The sequence below is a fragment of the Ruminococcus sp. AM43-6 genome, from assembly GCF_003461785.1.
GTDB lineage: Bacteria > Bacillota > Clostridia > Oscillospirales > Ruminococcaceae > Hominimerdicola > Hominimerdicola aceti.
Map to the genome: position 1 here is coordinate 94,973 of NZ_QTXU01000006.1, position 13,637 is coordinate 108,609.

Sequence of the window (13,637 nt, forward strand, 5' to 3'; positions counted from 1 at the left end):
TTCTCCTTAATCTATTGAATTTATTGTTTCGGAAAGCTGTGACTTCTTTACAGCTCCCGTAAGTCTTGCTTTTTCTGCTCCGTCCTTGAAGAACACAAGTGTCGGAACGCTTGTGACATTATACTTCTGAGCGGTTTCCCCGTCAAAGTTTATGTTGAGCTTCACAAGCTTTATGCCCTCCGGGTCTTCCTCCTCAGTTTCCGCAAGAAGCGGTGACATTCGCCTGCATGGAACGCAGGAATCTGAATAGAAATCTGCGATAACAAGCTTTCCTGCCTCGTTTATCTCGCTCTCGAAAGTATCCTTATTTGCTCTTACTGACATTAATCTCCCACCTTTTGTACGATAAGGTCATAAGTGCCGTCCTCATTATCGATGAGCTTCAGTATCTTGTGACCCTCTTCCTTAATGCTTCTTGGAACGTTCTGAACAGGCTCGCCGTCATTCATTTTTATAGAAAGTATCTGTCCGTCGTCAAGCTCCTCAAGAGCTACCTTTGCCTTAACAAATGTTGTCGGGCAAACCACCGTGGTGATATCCACTGTATCGTCTATTTTAAAATCAGCCATTGTTATAAACCTCCAGTATAGTATTTGTGAATTTCTCTCTGCCCACTCTGTCGATAGTGAACTTGAATCTTTCGCCAGCTTTTGCGTTATCGTCAAAGAACTGTATAGCGGTATCGCAAATCTTCATAAGAGTTTCCTTATCCTCGATAAATGGGATAACAGTTTCGCCCTTGTTGATATGGTTGCCGAAAAGTCCGCCGAATGAAACTATATAGCCGTGGATAGTATCCCACGCTTCTGTAGGACAAGCCTTAAAACAGCGTCCGCAGAAATTGCACTTCTCTTTGTCAAGGACTATCTTTCCGTCCTCCATTGTAAGCGCACCCTGACGGCAAGCCTTTACGCACACGCCACAGCCGATACAATCAGCTTCACGCCATTCTACCTTTATGCCGCCCTTGATACCAACGTCATTTTCTTCCGCTTTAAGGCAGTTGTTCTGACAGCCTGTGATGCCGAACTTGAACTTGTGAGGAAGCTCCCTTGCGAAATATCTTTCGTCAAGCTCCTTTGCAAGAGCGTATGTATCTATACAGCCGCTTGGACAGACAGCAGCGCCCTGACAAGCTGTGATAGTTCTTACTCTCGGTCCGCAAACGCCCGGTTCTGTGTCGCCCTTTGCAAGAGCCGCCTTTACCTCGTCAATATCGTCAAGCTTTATAAAAGGTATCTCAACGCTCTGACGTGATGTAAGATGAACATAGCCCTCGCCGTATTTATCAGACACCTCCGCAATAGTTGCAAGCTGTTTTGCCGTAAGGTTTCCGCCCACAACTCTAAGTCTAAGTGAAAAGTTATTCTTCTGCTTCTGGCGCATGAAACCGCCTTTTTTAAGTGTTGCGTAGTCAACTGCCATAGTAAATTCCTCCTAAAGTTTTTCTATGGACTGTTTAAAGTCCTCGATCAGATCCGATGCGTCCTCAATTCCGACGCTTATCCTAATTGTGTCGCCGAACACGCCTGCATTTGTCTTCTGCTCCTCGCTTCCGTGAGCGTAGATAGTGCTTGCAGGGTGGATAACGAGCGTTCTCGTATCTCCGATATTAGTTGCATTTGTTGCAAGTTTCAAGCCGTTTATAAGCTTGAATGCTCTTTCCTTCGAGCCTGCTCTTATGGTGAGTATAGCACCGCCCTTGCCGCCAAGCTCTTCCTGACAAAGGTCATAGAACGGGCTGGCTTTCAGTGCAGGATAGTTCACTTCAATGCCCTCACAGCTTTCAAAAAACTCCGCAAGCTTCAAAGCGTTGTGGCAACATCGCTCCATTCTAAGACCCAGTGTTTCAAGTCCCACGCTGTTCATAAATGCGTTCATCGGAGCAAGACAGCCGCCCACGTTTCTCCATATGCCGTTTCTCAGCTTTGCGATATAAGCAAACTTCCCGAATTTCTTATATTCTGCCAGTCCCTTGAATTTGTCATAATCCCATTTGAAGTTTCCGCTGTCGATTATTACGCCGCTTATGGAATTTCCTCCGCCGTTTATATACTTTGACGTGGAATGTACCACGATATCAGCACCGTAGTCAAATGGATTTATAAGATAAGGTGTAGCCGTTGTGCTGTCAAGTATAAACACCGCACCGTTTTCATGGGCAAGGTCAGCCACCGACTTTATATCAACTATTTCAAGATTAGGGTTTCCGATAAGCTCGGCAAAGACCGCTTTGGTCTTACTATTTATAATAGGGGCTATTTCCTCTTTTGTAACGTGCTTTACGAACTTGGTCTTGATACCGAATGCCGCAAGGTCGCCGAAAAGGTCGATAGTGCCGCCGAAAAGACCTGCGCCGCATATTATCTCGTCCCCTGCTTCAAGAATGTTCAGAAGCGACATTGTAACAGCCGCCATGCCTGATGAACATGCCACTGCGCCAACACCTTTTTCAAGGGTATTCATTCGGTTCTCAAAAGCCGCCACTGTCGGGTTGCTTATTCTTGTGTAAGCATATCCCGGTGCTTTATTATTGAATACTTTTTCAAGCTGCTCAGCCGACTCCTGCGCAAAGGCACTCACCTGATATATCGGAGTGAGCGTTGAGCCTGTTGTTTTCTCAGGTCCAAATCCGCCATGGAGCAATTTTGTATTGAATTTCAAAGGAAACGCCCCCTGTTTTCTTATTATATAGCTATCACCGCACGCCTGTCAAGGTGCGATGTTCTTTGTTACTGTAGATATTATACAACATAAATCATATAAAGTCAATAGGATTACTATAGATTTAACATTTCTTTTAAAATATGCCCTTATTTTTATGAAAACTCTTGACAGTTTGCTCAAAAAAGTATAAAATATATTATGTTGATAGGATTACTATGAATAATAGGACAAGTATAAAAAGCATGAGAAATGATAAGATTGTCATTTCTAGGGAGGTGCAGAAATGAAAATTTCAACAAAAGTAGAATGTGGCATAATTGCCATTGCAGACATTGCAATGAACTCAGAAAACGGCGAAACAGTGACAGTATACAGCGTGGCAGAAAGACGTGGACTTTCAGGAAAATATCTTGAGCAGGTGCTTACTTCTCTGAGGCAGGCAAGGCTCATAAAAGGCATAAAAGGCTCTAGGGGCGGATATATACTCAACAAAAAGCCAGAGAAGATAACACTCAAAGAAATAATCGACGCTCTCGACCCATCGGTGCTTGGAAGCGATGTTGCGGTAGTAAATGACGAAAACACAGAATTTGCACAGGTGCTTGACGATTTTATATGGCTGAGATTAGAGAACAAGCTGAAAAGCTACACAGAATCTGTAACCCTCAGACAGCTCGTTGACTTCTATAATAAAGAGTCAGCAGAGAACGTTTCAGAGCCTATGTATTATATCTGATTGACAAAAGTCGGTTTTCATTTTATAATTAAGGACAGAGAGTGTATACTATATATAAAGGAAGTGTTTTTATGTATGACGTTATAATAATAGGCAGTGGTCCTGCGGGGCTTACTGCGGCGATATATGCAGGCAGAGCAATGCTTTCCGCACTGGTGTGCGAAAAGGACTACATGGGCACAGGTCAGATATCTGTTACAGACAGAGTTGAGAACTACCCGGGTCTTTACGGCATAAACGGCTATGACCTTGGAGAAAAGTTCAGAGAGCAGGCTGAAACTCTTGGTGCTGAGTTTTACGAGGGTGAGGCTGAGAGCTTTGAGAAAACAGCCGAGGGCTGGAAGGTCATATTCAAGGACGGCTCTGTAAAAGAAGGAAAAACGGTTATTTACACCGCAGGCACTTCATATCGTCATCTTGCCGTGGCAGGCGGTGAGAAACAGCGCATTTCTTACTGTGCAGTGTGCGACGGCTTCTTCTATAAGGATAAAGTTGTGGCTGTTGTGGGCGGAGGAGATACTGCACTTGGCGACGCACTTTATCTTTCAAAGCTTGCAAAAACTGTTTACCTTATCCACAGACGTGACGAGTTCAGAGCAAATAAGGCTTTGCAGAAAAAAGTCGCTGAAACAGATAATATCGTGCCTGTTATGAACGCAGTTATAAAAGAGGTAACAGGGGGCGAGAATGCAGAGGGTATTACCTATATACAAAACGGCGAAGAAAAGAACATTGCCGTGGACGGAGTGTTCTGCGCAATCGGAAGCGTGCCGAATACACAAGCTTTAGAGGGCGTTTGCGAGCTTGACGAAAGCGGATATGTGAAAGCAGGCGAGGACGGGATCACCACTGCAAAGGGTCTTTTTGTGGCAGGAGATGTCCGTACTACACCTCTCAGGCAGGTAATAACAGCAGCGGCAGACGGTGCAAACGCACTTTCTTCTGCGGAAAAATATATAATGGAGCTGTAAAAAGCAAAACAAAGCGGTGTCGGAGCGTAAAACTCTGCACCGCTTTTTCTATATCCTTATACAAAGTAACCCCTGCAAAGGGCGACAGCGATTTTGCGGCAGTAGAAACTGCAGGTATAAATGTAGGGGCTGGCGCCCTCGACAGCCCGCTCTGAGGGCGGCAAGGTTTGGTTTTATCACGAATTTGTGTAGACGTGCCGTATAGTGTTTGAAACAATGTGCCAAACGTTGTGTGTAAACCGCAAAAAAAGGACGCTGTCACCAACGCCCCAAATTGCTTTTATATATTCACGCTTTCCTTTTCAAGCAGGCTGTCTATAAACCTCTGCACAGGCTCAGGAGTTTCATACTGGGAAGCCGTCACCGCACATATGCTCCTGGGCGGTATCTGCTCTTTTGTGTTCACCCTGAAGATGTTCCCTGCCTCTATCTCCGCCTTGGTGGTCGCATACTGCATGAAGCCTATGCCAAGATTGTTCTTTACCATTGGCATTACAAAGTTTATGGACGTAAGCTCAATATCAGGTCGCAAAAGCAGATTGTGCTGTCTGAATATGTGGTCAAGATAGTTTCGGGTGGTGGTGGTATTTTTCAGGCATATAAGAGGATATTTCACAAGCTCATGCAGGGATATCTCCTTGTCTTTAAGATAGAAAAAGCCATTTCCTGCGGCAACGATGTCCTGAAGCTTCTTTATCACATTTATGTTAAGCCCCGTTTTGTCTGCAAACGGCGAGGTAACTACAGCCACGTCTATTAGATTTGCCCTCAGCGCTTCTATAGCGTCAGGGGTGGACATACTGTCTATCTTTATCTGTATCTTCGGGTGTTCTCTGTGAAATTCTACAATGCGGTCTATAAGAAAGCTTTGCAGTGCCACCTCGCTTCCTCCAAGCCTTACTATCGCCCTGTCACGCTCGCTTATCAGCGCAAGCTCCTCCTCTGCCGAGAATATATGCTTGCAGGCTATGGATATATGCTTAAAGAGCATCTCTCCGCCCGTTGTTAGCTCTACGCCCTTTTTTGACCGCACAAAAAGCTTACACCCAAGCTCGTCCTCAAGATTTTTTACGCATCGGCTTATGCTCGGCTGCGACAAAAACAGATAGTTCGCCGCCATTGTTATGTTCTGGAACTTTGCCACATAATAGAATATCTTATAATGCTCGAAATTTATCTCTCTCATAAACCGTTTCTCTCCTCTCTATCCATACACTATGAGTATGTTTACAATAGAAAATATCTATTTGACATATGCTTATGATTGTATTATAATATATTCGTAGACAAAAAGCAAGTCTTACATCACTGCGCCCATAGGGGGACGCATACAAAAAATAGTTTTATCATGATAAAATCAATGACGATTGCATTAGACCGCTTGGGGGTAAACGGTGTGGACCTTATTATACCCTTATGAGGCTGGCATTCTTATTGGTTTTATTTTTTTGGAGGTGATAAAATGCTGGAGAGAATTTCCGAAAATCTTTCCGAGGCTATGCAAAACAAAGTAGCTTTCAGGATACCGATTTTCGGAGGCATACCCGTTCCTGTGTCCTGCGTGGTAACATGGATAATAATGGCGATACTTGTGATAGCTTCAATACTTCTCACAAGAAACCTTAAACTTATCCCTGACAGGAAACAGATGATGCTTGAATCATTCGTAGGCTTTCTCAGAGATTTCTTCAGAGAACAGCTTGGAGAAAAGGGTATGGCGTATTTTCCGTTCCTTGCAACTGTCATTATCTACATAGGCTTTGCGAACATCATCGGTCTGCTGGGCTTTACACCGCCTACAAAAGACCTGAATGTTACCGCAGGACTTGCGATCATGAGCATTGTGCTTGTGGAGGTTGCAGGAATAAGAGCAAAAGGAACAAAGGGCTGGCTGAAAAGCTTTGCCAAACCTGTGGCGATAATCGCTCCGCTGAATGTAATGGAGCTTGTTATCAGACCGCTGTCGCTTTGTATGCGACTTTTCGGAAACGTGCTTGCATCTTATATCATCATGGAGCTTATCGACGCCGTTTGCCCGATAGTGATACCGCTGGCATTCTCGGCATACTTTGATATTTTCGACGGCTTCATTCAGGCATATGTTTTCGTGTTCCTCACGTCCCTGTTCATAAATGAAGCAATAGAGGACGACGACTAAGATAACAGAAATTCGGAGGTATGATCTATGTTAGTAGCAATCGGTGCGGCTGTAGCCGTTATTACAGGAATAGGAGCAGGTATCGGAATAGGTATCGCAACAGGAAAAGCAACAGAGTCTATCGCAAGACAGCCTGAGGCTAAAAAGGATATAAGAAGCTCACTGCTTCTCGGCTGCGCACTTGCAGAGGCAACAGCTATCTACGGCCTTATCGTAGCTATCCTTATCATCTTCTTCCTGAAGTAAGAGAATAAGCGTAGAAAAGTAAAAGAATAAAAACGGAGGTATATATCATGTTAGTAGCAATTGGTGCGGCTGTAGCCGTTATTACAGGAATAGGCGCAGGCATCGGAATAGGTCTTGCAACAGGAAAGGCAACAGAGTCTATCGCAAGACAGCCTGAAGCAAAAAAGGATATAAGAAGCTCACTGCTTCTCGGCTGCGCACTTGCAGAGGCAACCGCTATTTATGGTCTTATCGTAGCTATCCTTATCATCTTCTTCCTGAAGTAATAAAACAAAACATCTTTATGAAAGGAGCATAGCTATGATAAGTCTTGATATAAGTTTGGTATGGGTAATAATAAATCTGCTGGTACTGTATCTGCTCCTTAAAAAGTTTCTTTTCAAGCCCGTGTGCAAAATGATGGACGAGAGGTCTGCAAAGATACAAAGCGACCTTGACGGTGCGGCACAGGCTAAGGCGGACGCTGAAAAAATAAAAGCTGACTATGAAGCTGAGATAGCCGACGCACACAGTCAGGCTGTTGAGATAACAAACAAGGCTAAAGCACAGGCAGGCAGAGAATGCGACCTTATGCTTGAAAATGCAAGAGCCGAGTCTGCTAAGATAATGAAAGAAGCTGAAAAGTCCATTGCAAACGAAAAGGAAAAGGCTATGGACGACGCAAAATACCAGATCGCAGACCTTGCTATACTGGCGGCTGCTAAGGTCATTAAGAAAAATGTGGGAGGCGACTCCGACAGAGAAACTGTTGATGAATTTCTCTCCGAGGTAGGTGCTGCCAAATGATCTTTTATCCTGAGGAAGTCTGCGGCAGAGTGCTTTTTGAGCTTTCGCCAAAGGCTGAGAGCGTAAAGGCTTCAAGAGAGCTTTTTGAAAGCTGTGACGAGCTTAGGGATGCTCTCGCAAGCCCTGCTGTGGAAATAAAGGAAAAGGAGAAAGTTATAGACAGGCTTTTTCCTGAGGACATGAGAAACTTTCTGAAAGTTATGTGTCAGTGGGGTCACATGGATAAGATAAGCGACATTTTTGACGCATACGATGAGGAGGTTCTCAAAAGCAAAAATATACTTAAAGCTGAGCTTTACTGCGTCTGCCCGCCTGAAAAGGCACAGACGGATAAAATAAAAGAAACGCTGAAAAAGAAATACGGCGTGAGCGATGTTCTGCTGGAAGTGAATACCGACGAAGCCCTCATGGGCGGCTATCGTCTTGAAGTGAACGGGGTCGAGTATGACAAGAGCGTTCAGGGTATGATAAAAGCTTTGCAGAACAGGATATCAGGGAGGTGAACGGCTTGGCAGGTTCAAGCAGAAGCGATATTATCTCGGTGCTTAAAAGTGAGATAGCTGACTTTGAGGCGAAAACTCAGGTCAACGAAACAGGCAGGATAATATCCATAAATGACGGTATCGTAAATATTTACGGTCTTAATCATGCAATGTATGGTGAGCTTGTTGAATTTGAAACAGGCGTTAAAGGAATAGTTCAGAATGTGGAGAGAAAAACTCTCGGCTGCGTTCTTCTTGGCTCTGACCATGGTCTTACGGAAGGTTCAAAGGTAGTCAGAACAAAGAAAAGGGCAGGCGTCGGCGTTGGCGAAAAGCTTCTGGGCAGAGTTGTTGACGCTCTGGGCGCTCCTATCGACGGCATGGGCGAGATAGAGTATGACGATTATTACCCTATCGAACGTGAAGCCGCAGGCGTTTGCGACAGAAAGTCTGTTACAGTGCCGCTGGAAACAGGTATACTTTCTATCGACTCAATGTTCCCTATCGGCAGAGGTCAGCGTGAGCTTATCATAGGCGACCGTCAGACAGGTAAAACTTCCATTGCTCTTGATACCATTCTTAACCAAAAGGGCAAGGATATGATATGCGTATATGTGGCTATCGGACAAAAAGCTTCCACAGTCGCAAAGTTCGTTGAGGATCTGAAAAAGCATGGTGCTATGGATTACACCATAGTTGTAACAGCTATGGCCAGCGACCTTGCGCCTTTGCAGTACATATGCCCATACGCAGGCACAGCAATGGCTGAATATTTCATGGATAAGGGCAAGGACGTTCTTATAGTATACGATGACCTTTCAAAGCACGCAGTTGCATACAGAGCAATGAGCCTGCTTCTGAAACGTTCTCCGGGACGTGAGGCTTACCCTGGAGATGTATTCTATCTTCATTCAAGACTGCTGGAGCGTTCATGCAGACTTGACGACGCCCACGGCGGCGGTTCTATCACTGCCCTGCCTATAATCGAAACACAGGCAGGCGACGTTTCCGCATATATCCCTACAAACGTTATTTCTATCACAGACGGACAGATCTTCCTTGAAACAGAGCTGTTCTTCTCAGGCGTAAGACCTGCTGTAAACGTTGGTCTTTCAGTATCCCGTGTAGGCGGTGCGGCACAGACCAAGATAGTAAAGAAAGTATCAGGCAATCTGCGTATCGACCTTGCACAGTTCAGAGAAATGGAAGTGTTCACACAGTTCAGCTCTGAGCTTGATAAGACAACGCAGGAGCTTCTCGACCATGGTCACAGGCTCGTTGAGATACTCAAACAGCCGCTCTATCACCCTTATTCAATGCACGAGGAGGTAATTATCCTCTGCTGTGCACAGCACAAGCTTTTGCTTGACGTGCCTGTTAAGGAGATAAGAAAATTCACACTGGATATGCTTTCCTACTTTGAGGCAAATCACAGCGATATAATTGCCGAGATAAACGACAAAAAGGTCATGACAGACGAGCTTGACGCAAAGATAGTTGCTGCCGCAAAGGAATTTAAGCAGGGCAGATAAGGGCTCTGCACCGAAAGGAGGCATAAGGCATGGCAGGAATGAGAGAGATAAGAGAAAGGATCGCAAGCGTAAGCGAGATCATGAAGATCACAAACGCTATGTACCTTATCTCTTCCTCAAATCTGAAAAAAGCCAAGAAAAGGCTTGAAAACACCGAGCCTTACTTTGAAAAGCTCCAGTCTACCATTCACCACATACTGCTCCACACACCTGAGTTCGAGCACAAGTATTTCGACCAGCGTGAGGAGAAAAAGCCTGAGGACAAAATGATAGGCTACATAGTGGTAACAGCCGACAAGGGTCTGGCAGGAGCTTATAACCACAACGTTTTAAAGCTTGCAGAGCAGGAAATGGCTAAGCACAAGAACACCTGCCTTTTCGTTGTGGGACAGATCGGAAGACATTATTTTTCAAGAAAGAACGTGACAATCGACGCCGAATTCCTTTACACGGCTCAAAATCCTACCCTTTACAGGGCGAGGGCGATCGCCGAAACTGTCACAGATCTTTTTGAGAGAAAATATCTTGACGAGGTTTATGTTATTTACACCAAGATGATAAATTCCATGGATATGGAGCCTGAGATGCTCAAGCTTTTTCCGCTGGAGCGTGAGGACTTTGAACACCCTCTGCAAAAGCAGGATCACGATATCGTAACGTTCAGACCAAGTCCTGAAAAGGTAATGGATCATCTTGTGCCGAACTACATGAAAGGTCTTATATTCGGCGTTTTGGTAGAGGCGTTCTCTAGTGAGCAGAATGCCAGAATGACCGCCATGAGCGGTGCTACCACAAGTGCTTCGGAGATGATAAAGGAGCTGTCATTGCAGTATAACCGAGCAAGACAGGCGGCTATCACACAGGAGATAACCGAGATCGTCAGCGGAGCAAATGCTCAAAAGGACGAGAGTTAAGGCTTTCGGGAAAGGTGTTGAGATTAAAATGGAAAAAGGAAAGATCGTTGAAATAATGGGACCTGTCGTTGACGTTGAATTTGAAAACGGCAAGCTACCTATGATAAAGGACGCTCTTACTGTACAGCTTGACGGCAAGAGAAAGGTCATGGAAGTGGCTCAGCAGCTTGGCAACAACACTGTCAGAGCTATCATGCTTGCTTCAAGCGACGGACTTGAAAAGGATATGGAGGTCACTGCCACAGGCGCTTGCATAAAAGTTCCTGTAGGCGACGCTACCCTTGGAAGAATGTTCAATGTCCTTGGTGAGAGCATTGACGGCGGCGAGCCTGTCAAGGCTGACGACTACTGGGAGATACACAGAGAGCCGCCAAAATTTGAAGATCAGAAGCCTGCAACAGAGATCCTTGAAACAGGCATAAAGGTAATAGACCTTCTTGCTCCATATGCAAAGGGCGGTAAAATAGGTCTGTTCGGCGGTGCAGGCGTTGGTAAAACTGTACTTATTCAGGAGCTTATCACAAACGTTGCCACAGAGCATGGCGGATATTCCATATTCACAGGCGTTGGAGAGCGTTCAAGAGAGGGCAATGACCTATGGCACGAAATGACAGACTCAGGCGTTATCAAAAAGACAGCCCTAGTGTTCGGTCAGATGAACGAGCCACCAGGATCAAGAATGAGAGTTGCTCAGACAGGACTTACAATGGCTGAGTATTTCAGGGATAAGGAACATCAGGACGTACTGCTTTTCATAGACAACATATTCAGATTCGTTCAGGCAGGCTCTGAGGTATCTGCACTTCTTGGCAGAATGCCGTCAGCCGTTGGTTATCAGCCAACCCTTGCAAACGAAATGGGCGCTTTGCAGGAGCGTATCGCTTCCACAAAGCAAGGCTCTATCACATCTGTTCAGGCTGTATACGTCCCTGCGGACGACCTGACAGACCCTGCACCTGCTATCACGTTCTCGCATCTTGACGCAACAACGGTGCTGTCAAGAAAGATAGTTGAGCAGGGCATCTATCCTGCCGTTGACCCTCTGGAGTCAACTTCAAGAATACTGGAGCCTGACGTAGTAGGTCAGGAGCATTACGAAGTTGCAAGAAAGACTCAGGAGCTTTTGCAGAAATACAAGGAACTTCAGGATATCATTTCTATCCTGGGCATGGAGGAGCTTGACGACGCCGACAAGACGGCTGTTTACAGGGCAAGAAAGATACAGAAATTCCTTTCACAGCCTTTCCATGTTGCAGAAAACTTCACAGGCATAGAGGGCAAATATGTTCCTCTGAAAGAAACGATCAGAGGCTTCAAGAAGATAATCGACGGCGAAATGGACGAATATCCGGAGGCTGCATTCCTTAACGCAGGCACTATCGACGATGTTATCGAAAAGGCTAAACAGCTTGAAAACGAGTGATGACCCTCACCGAAAGGAGAAGCTGAAATGGTAAAGACATTCAAGCTTGAAATACTTGCCAGCGACCACGTTTTCTATTCGGGAGAATGTGACGAGCTTATATTTCCGGGTCAGGACGGCTCTTTCGGAATACTGCCTAATCATCAGCCCATGATAACCTGTCTTAACGCAGGTGAGCTGCGTTTCAGGACGGGGGACGAGTGGCACTATGCAGTGGTAAGCGACGGTTTTGTGGAGATAATGCCGTCATATGTGACGCTTCTTGCGGACACTGTGGAACGCCCTGAGGAGATAGACGAAAAGCGTGCAGAAGCCGCCAAGGAGAGAGCTGAGGAGAAGCTCAGGCAGAAGCAGAGCATTTCAGAATATTACCACACGCAGGCGGCTCTTAACAAGGCTTTAGCAAGACTTAAAATATCAAGCAAGTATACAAAGCATAAGATAAATATTTAAGTTCACAAAAAATTTACATTAGAAATGTAACAGGCTCTTGACAAAAGGTCAGGGGTCTGTTATAATATTAGAGCATTCGTATCTAAAGACAGTTGGCAGCAGGAAACTGCAGAAGTCCAGCCGAGGAAAGGAATAGCAAAGTAGTTATGACTTTGTATCTCTTTTGTCTTGCGACGAAAGGGATTTTTTCTTTTGTTAGTTTACGGTTTGCGTAAATTAGTTCAAAGAGGTGAAATTGAAATGCCAAGCGAAAAGACATTGTCCGCTAAGAAGGAAAGAGTTGCACAGCTCGTTGAAATGCTCAAGAACTCTGCTGCAGGCGTACTCGTTGATTACAAGGGTATCACTGTTGAAGAGGATACAAAGCTCAGAAAAGAGCTGAGAGAGGCTGGCGTAAGTTATTTCGTTGAGAAGAACACTATCCTGAGATTTGCTCTTAAGGAAGCTGGTCTTGACGGTATCACAAACGTACTCGAGGGTACAACAGCTATCGCTATCTCTAACGACGACCAGACAGCTCCTGCAAGAATACTCGGTAAGTTTGCTGAGGACTGCAAGGACGAAAAGTTCTTCCTCAAGGCTGGTTACATTGGTGAGGACGTTTATGACGAGGCAGGCGTTAAGGCTCTCTCGAAGATCCCTTCAAGAGAAACACTGCTCGCACAGCTGGTTGGTTCCCTTCAGGGCCCTATCCAGAAGCTTGCCGCAACACTTCAGGCTGTTGTGGACAAGGACAACGAGGCTGCATAATTTATATGCCGCTTAACGAATGGGCTTTGACCCGAAAAATTATTTAATAAAAAGGAGATTTTTATCATGGCTTCAGAGAAGATTATGAATTTTGTAGAAGAGATCAAGAAACTTTCCGTTCTCGAGCTTTCAGAGCTTGTTGACGCTATCCAGGAAGAATTCGGTGTAACAGCTGCTGTTGCTGCTGCTCCAGCTGCTGGTGCTGCTGGCGCTGCTGCTGAGGAGAAGACAGAGTTCGACGTAGTTCTGACTTCATTCGGCGATGCTAAGATGGCTGTTATCAAGGCTGTTAAGGAGATCACAGGTCTTGGTCTTAAGGAGTCTAAGGAACTCGTTGAGAGTGCTCCTAAGGCTATCAAGGAAGGTGTTTCAAAGGCTGACGCTGAGGAGATCAAGACAAAGCTTGAGGCTGCTGGCGCTTCTGTTGAGCTCAAGTAATTCTGAGTTTGCACAAATAATTAAAGGCGTTGTAAAAAAAACAGCGCTCAAAGAGCCGAGATTTCCTGCTTTTGGGAAATC

Annotated in this window: 18 protein-coding genes and 1 other annotated feature; of the genes, 13 read left to right on the forward strand and 5 right to left on the reverse strand. The window is 45.2% G+C overall.

From position 1 onward, the window contains the following. Nucleotides 1-6: 6 nt before the first annotated feature. Genes DW938_RS05720 through DW938_RS05735 form a run of 4 tightly spaced genes read right to left on the reverse strand, consistent with a single transcriptional unit; the run spans nucleotide 7 to nucleotide 2,664 of the window. Complete coding sequence (locus DW938_RS05720; RefSeq protein WP_118124160.1) at nucleotides 7-324, reverse strand: thioredoxin family protein; 318 nt, start codon at nucleotides 322-324, stop codon at nucleotides 7-9. Continuing rightward, on the reverse strand, nucleotides 324-569 hold the full coding sequence (locus DW938_RS05725) for a sulfurtransferase TusA family protein (RefSeq protein WP_022288185.1): 246 nt from the start codon (nucleotides 567-569) through the stop codon (nucleotides 324-326). Before DW938_RS05725 ends, DW938_RS05720 begins: the two co-directional genes overlap by 1 nt. Next, nucleotides 562-1,425 (reverse strand): 4Fe-4S binding protein, encoded by an 864-nt coding sequence (locus DW938_RS05730; protein ID WP_038672496.1) that lies wholly within the window; start codon nucleotides 1,423-1,425, stop codon nucleotides 562-564. Before DW938_RS05730 ends, DW938_RS05725 begins: the two co-directional genes overlap by 8 nt. A gap of 12 nt (nucleotides 1,426-1,437) precedes the next feature. Then, nucleotides 1,438-2,664 (reverse strand): PLP-dependent transferase, encoded by a 1,227-nt coding sequence (locus DW938_RS05735; RefSeq protein ID WP_118124161.1) that lies wholly within the window; start codon nucleotides 2,662-2,664, stop codon nucleotides 1,438-1,440. Between the two features lie 286 nt (nucleotides 2,665-2,950). Between DW938_RS05735 and DW938_RS05740 the strand changes: the two genes are divergently transcribed. After that, nucleotides 2,951-3,403: an Rrf2 family transcriptional regulator gene (locus DW938_RS05740; RefSeq protein WP_118124162.1), complete on the forward strand. Its 453-nt coding sequence runs from the start codon at nucleotides 2,951-2,953 to the stop codon at nucleotides 3,401-3,403. Between the two features lie 71 nt (nucleotides 3,404-3,474). Next, a complete protein-coding gene (locus tag DW938_RS05745; protein ID WP_118124163.1) occupies nucleotides 3,475-4,374 on the forward strand; it encodes an FAD-dependent oxidoreductase in 900 nt (299 codons plus the stop codon). Nucleotides 4,375-4,654: 280 nt separating this feature from the next. Here DW938_RS05745 and DW938_RS05750 read toward each other — a convergent pair whose 3' ends face one another. Continuing rightward, entirely contained in the window at nucleotides 4,655-5,560 is a 906-nt protein-coding gene (locus DW938_RS05750) for a LysR family transcriptional regulator (RefSeq protein ID WP_118124164.1), read from the reverse strand. Between the two features lie 276 nt (nucleotides 5,561-5,836). Here DW938_RS05750 and DW938_RS05755 point away from each other — a divergent pair, with 276 nt between their 5' ends. From DW938_RS05755 to rplL, 11 genes are all read left to right on the forward strand, one after another. Next, nucleotides 5,837-6,532 carry a F0F1 ATP synthase subunit A gene (locus tag DW938_RS05755; RefSeq protein WP_022288191.1) on the forward strand — a complete coding sequence of 232 codons (696 nt, stop codon included), beginning with the start codon at nucleotides 5,837-5,839 and terminating at the stop codon, nucleotides 6,530-6,532. Nucleotides 6,533-6,559: 27 nt separating this feature from the next. Beyond that, complete coding sequence (gene atpE / locus DW938_RS05760) at nucleotides 6,560-6,778, forward strand: ATP synthase F0 subunit C (RefSeq protein ID WP_022288192.1); 219 nt, start codon at nucleotides 6,560-6,562, stop codon at nucleotides 6,776-6,778. A gap of 47 nt (nucleotides 6,779-6,825) precedes the next feature. Continuing rightward, nucleotides 6,826-7,044, forward strand: a complete 219-nt coding sequence (gene atpE / locus DW938_RS05765; RefSeq protein ID WP_022288193.1) for an ATP synthase F0 subunit C — start codon at nucleotides 6,826-6,828, stop codon at nucleotides 7,042-7,044. A 34-nt stretch (nucleotides 7,045-7,078) separates the two neighbouring features. Further along, complete coding sequence (atpF, locus tag DW938_RS05770; protein ID WP_046441676.1) at nucleotides 7,079-7,564, forward strand: F0F1 ATP synthase subunit B; 486 nt, start codon at nucleotides 7,079-7,081, stop codon at nucleotides 7,562-7,564. Continuing rightward, nucleotides 7,561-8,067, forward strand: a complete 507-nt coding sequence (gene atpH, locus DW938_RS05775) for an ATP synthase F1 subunit delta (RefSeq protein ID WP_118124165.1) — start codon at nucleotides 7,561-7,563, stop codon at nucleotides 8,065-8,067. The genes atpF and atpH overlap by 4 nt, the downstream gene beginning before the upstream one ends. After that, on the forward strand, nucleotides 8,064-9,578 hold the full coding sequence (gene atpA / locus DW938_RS05780; protein WP_337399820.1) for a F0F1 ATP synthase subunit alpha: 1,515 nt from the start codon (nucleotides 8,064-8,066) through the stop codon (nucleotides 9,576-9,578). The genes atpH and atpA overlap by 4 nt, the downstream gene beginning before the upstream one ends. A gap of 29 nt (nucleotides 9,579-9,607) precedes the next feature. Then, nucleotides 9,608-10,492 carry an ATP synthase F1 subunit gamma gene (gene atpG / locus DW938_RS05785; RefSeq protein WP_038672510.1) on the forward strand — a complete coding sequence of 295 codons (885 nt, stop codon included), beginning with the start codon at nucleotides 9,608-9,610 and terminating at the stop codon, nucleotides 10,490-10,492. Nucleotides 10,493-10,520: 28 nt separating this feature from the next. Beyond that, nucleotides 10,521-11,915, forward strand: a complete 1,395-nt coding sequence (atpD, locus tag DW938_RS05790) for a F0F1 ATP synthase subunit beta (protein WP_118124170.1) — start codon at nucleotides 10,521-10,523, stop codon at nucleotides 11,913-11,915. A 27-nt stretch (nucleotides 11,916-11,942) separates the two neighbouring features. Further along, the gene (locus DW938_RS05795; RefSeq protein WP_118124166.1) at nucleotides 11,943-12,368 is read left to right on the forward strand and encodes a F0F1 ATP synthase subunit epsilon; all 426 of its coding nucleotides are present in this window, start codon (nucleotides 11,943-11,945) and stop codon (nucleotides 12,366-12,368) included. Between the two features lie 64 nt (nucleotides 12,369-12,432). After that, nucleotides 12,433-12,566, forward strand: a sequence feature (ribosomal protein L10 leader region). A gap of 42 nt (nucleotides 12,567-12,608) precedes the next feature. Then, on the forward strand, nucleotides 12,609-13,118 hold the full coding sequence (gene rplJ / locus DW938_RS05800) for a 50S ribosomal protein L10 (protein ID WP_022288200.1): 510 nt from the start codon (nucleotides 12,609-12,611) through the stop codon (nucleotides 13,116-13,118). Between the two features lie 66 nt (nucleotides 13,119-13,184). After that, entirely contained in the window at nucleotides 13,185-13,556 is a 372-nt protein-coding gene (gene rplL / locus DW938_RS05805; RefSeq protein WP_117891382.1) for a 50S ribosomal protein L7/L12, read from the forward strand. Nucleotides 13,557-13,637 lie beyond the last annotated feature (81 nt).

What these genes read in the sequence shown, in the direction of transcription:
- atpE (WP_022288192.1), top strand. Translation starts at nt 6,560, where the DNA reads ATGTTAGTAGCAATCGGTGCGGCTGTAGCCGTTATTACAGGAATAGGA.
- atpG (WP_038672510.1), top strand. Translation starts at nt 9,608, where the DNA reads ATGGCAGGAATGAGAGAGATAAGAGAAAGGATCGCAAGCGTAAGCGAG.
- DW938_RS05745 (WP_118124163.1), top strand. Translation starts at nt 3,475, where the DNA reads ATGTATGACGTTATAATAATAGGCAGTGGTCCTGCGGGGCTTACTGCG.
- DW938_RS05720 (WP_118124160.1), bottom strand. Translation starts at nt 324, where the DNA reads ATGTCAGTAAGAGCAAATAAGGATACTTTCGAGAGCGAGATAAACGAG.
- DW938_RS05750 (WP_118124164.1), bottom strand. Translation starts at nt 5,560, where the DNA reads ATGAGAGAGATAAATTTCGAGCATTATAAGATATTCTATTATGTGGCA.
- DW938_RS05795 (WP_118124166.1), top strand. Translation starts at nt 11,943, where the DNA reads ATGGTAAAGACATTCAAGCTTGAAATACTTGCCAGCGACCACGTTTTC.
- atpF (WP_046441676.1), top strand. Translation starts at nt 7,079, where the DNA reads ATGATAAGTCTTGATATAAGTTTGGTATGGGTAATAATAAATCTGCTG.
- rplL (WP_117891382.1), top strand. Translation starts at nt 13,185, where the DNA reads ATGGCTTCAGAGAAGATTATGAATTTTGTAGAAGAGATCAAGAAACTT.
- atpH (WP_118124165.1), top strand. Translation starts at nt 7,561, where the DNA reads ATGATCTTTTATCCTGAGGAAGTCTGCGGCAGAGTGCTTTTTGAGCTT.
- DW938_RS05740 (WP_118124162.1), top strand. Translation starts at nt 2,951, where the DNA reads ATGAAAATTTCAACAAAAGTAGAATGTGGCATAATTGCCATTGCAGAC.
- DW938_RS05755 (WP_022288191.1), top strand. Translation starts at nt 5,837, where the DNA reads ATGCTGGAGAGAATTTCCGAAAATCTTTCCGAGGCTATGCAAAACAAA.
- DW938_RS05725 (WP_022288185.1), bottom strand. Translation starts at nt 569, where the DNA reads ATGGCTGATTTTAAAATAGACGATACAGTGGATATCACCACGGTGGTT.
- rplJ (WP_022288200.1), top strand. Translation starts at nt 12,609, where the DNA reads ATGCCAAGCGAAAAGACATTGTCCGCTAAGAAGGAAAGAGTTGCACAG.
- DW938_RS05730 (WP_038672496.1), bottom strand. Translation starts at nt 1,425, where the DNA reads ATGGCAGTTGACTACGCAACACTTAAAAAAGGCGGTTTCATGCGCCAG.
- atpE (WP_022288193.1), top strand. Translation starts at nt 6,826, where the DNA reads ATGTTAGTAGCAATTGGTGCGGCTGTAGCCGTTATTACAGGAATAGGC.
- atpD (WP_118124170.1), top strand. Translation starts at nt 10,521, where the DNA reads ATGGAAAAAGGAAAGATCGTTGAAATAATGGGACCTGTCGTTGACGTT.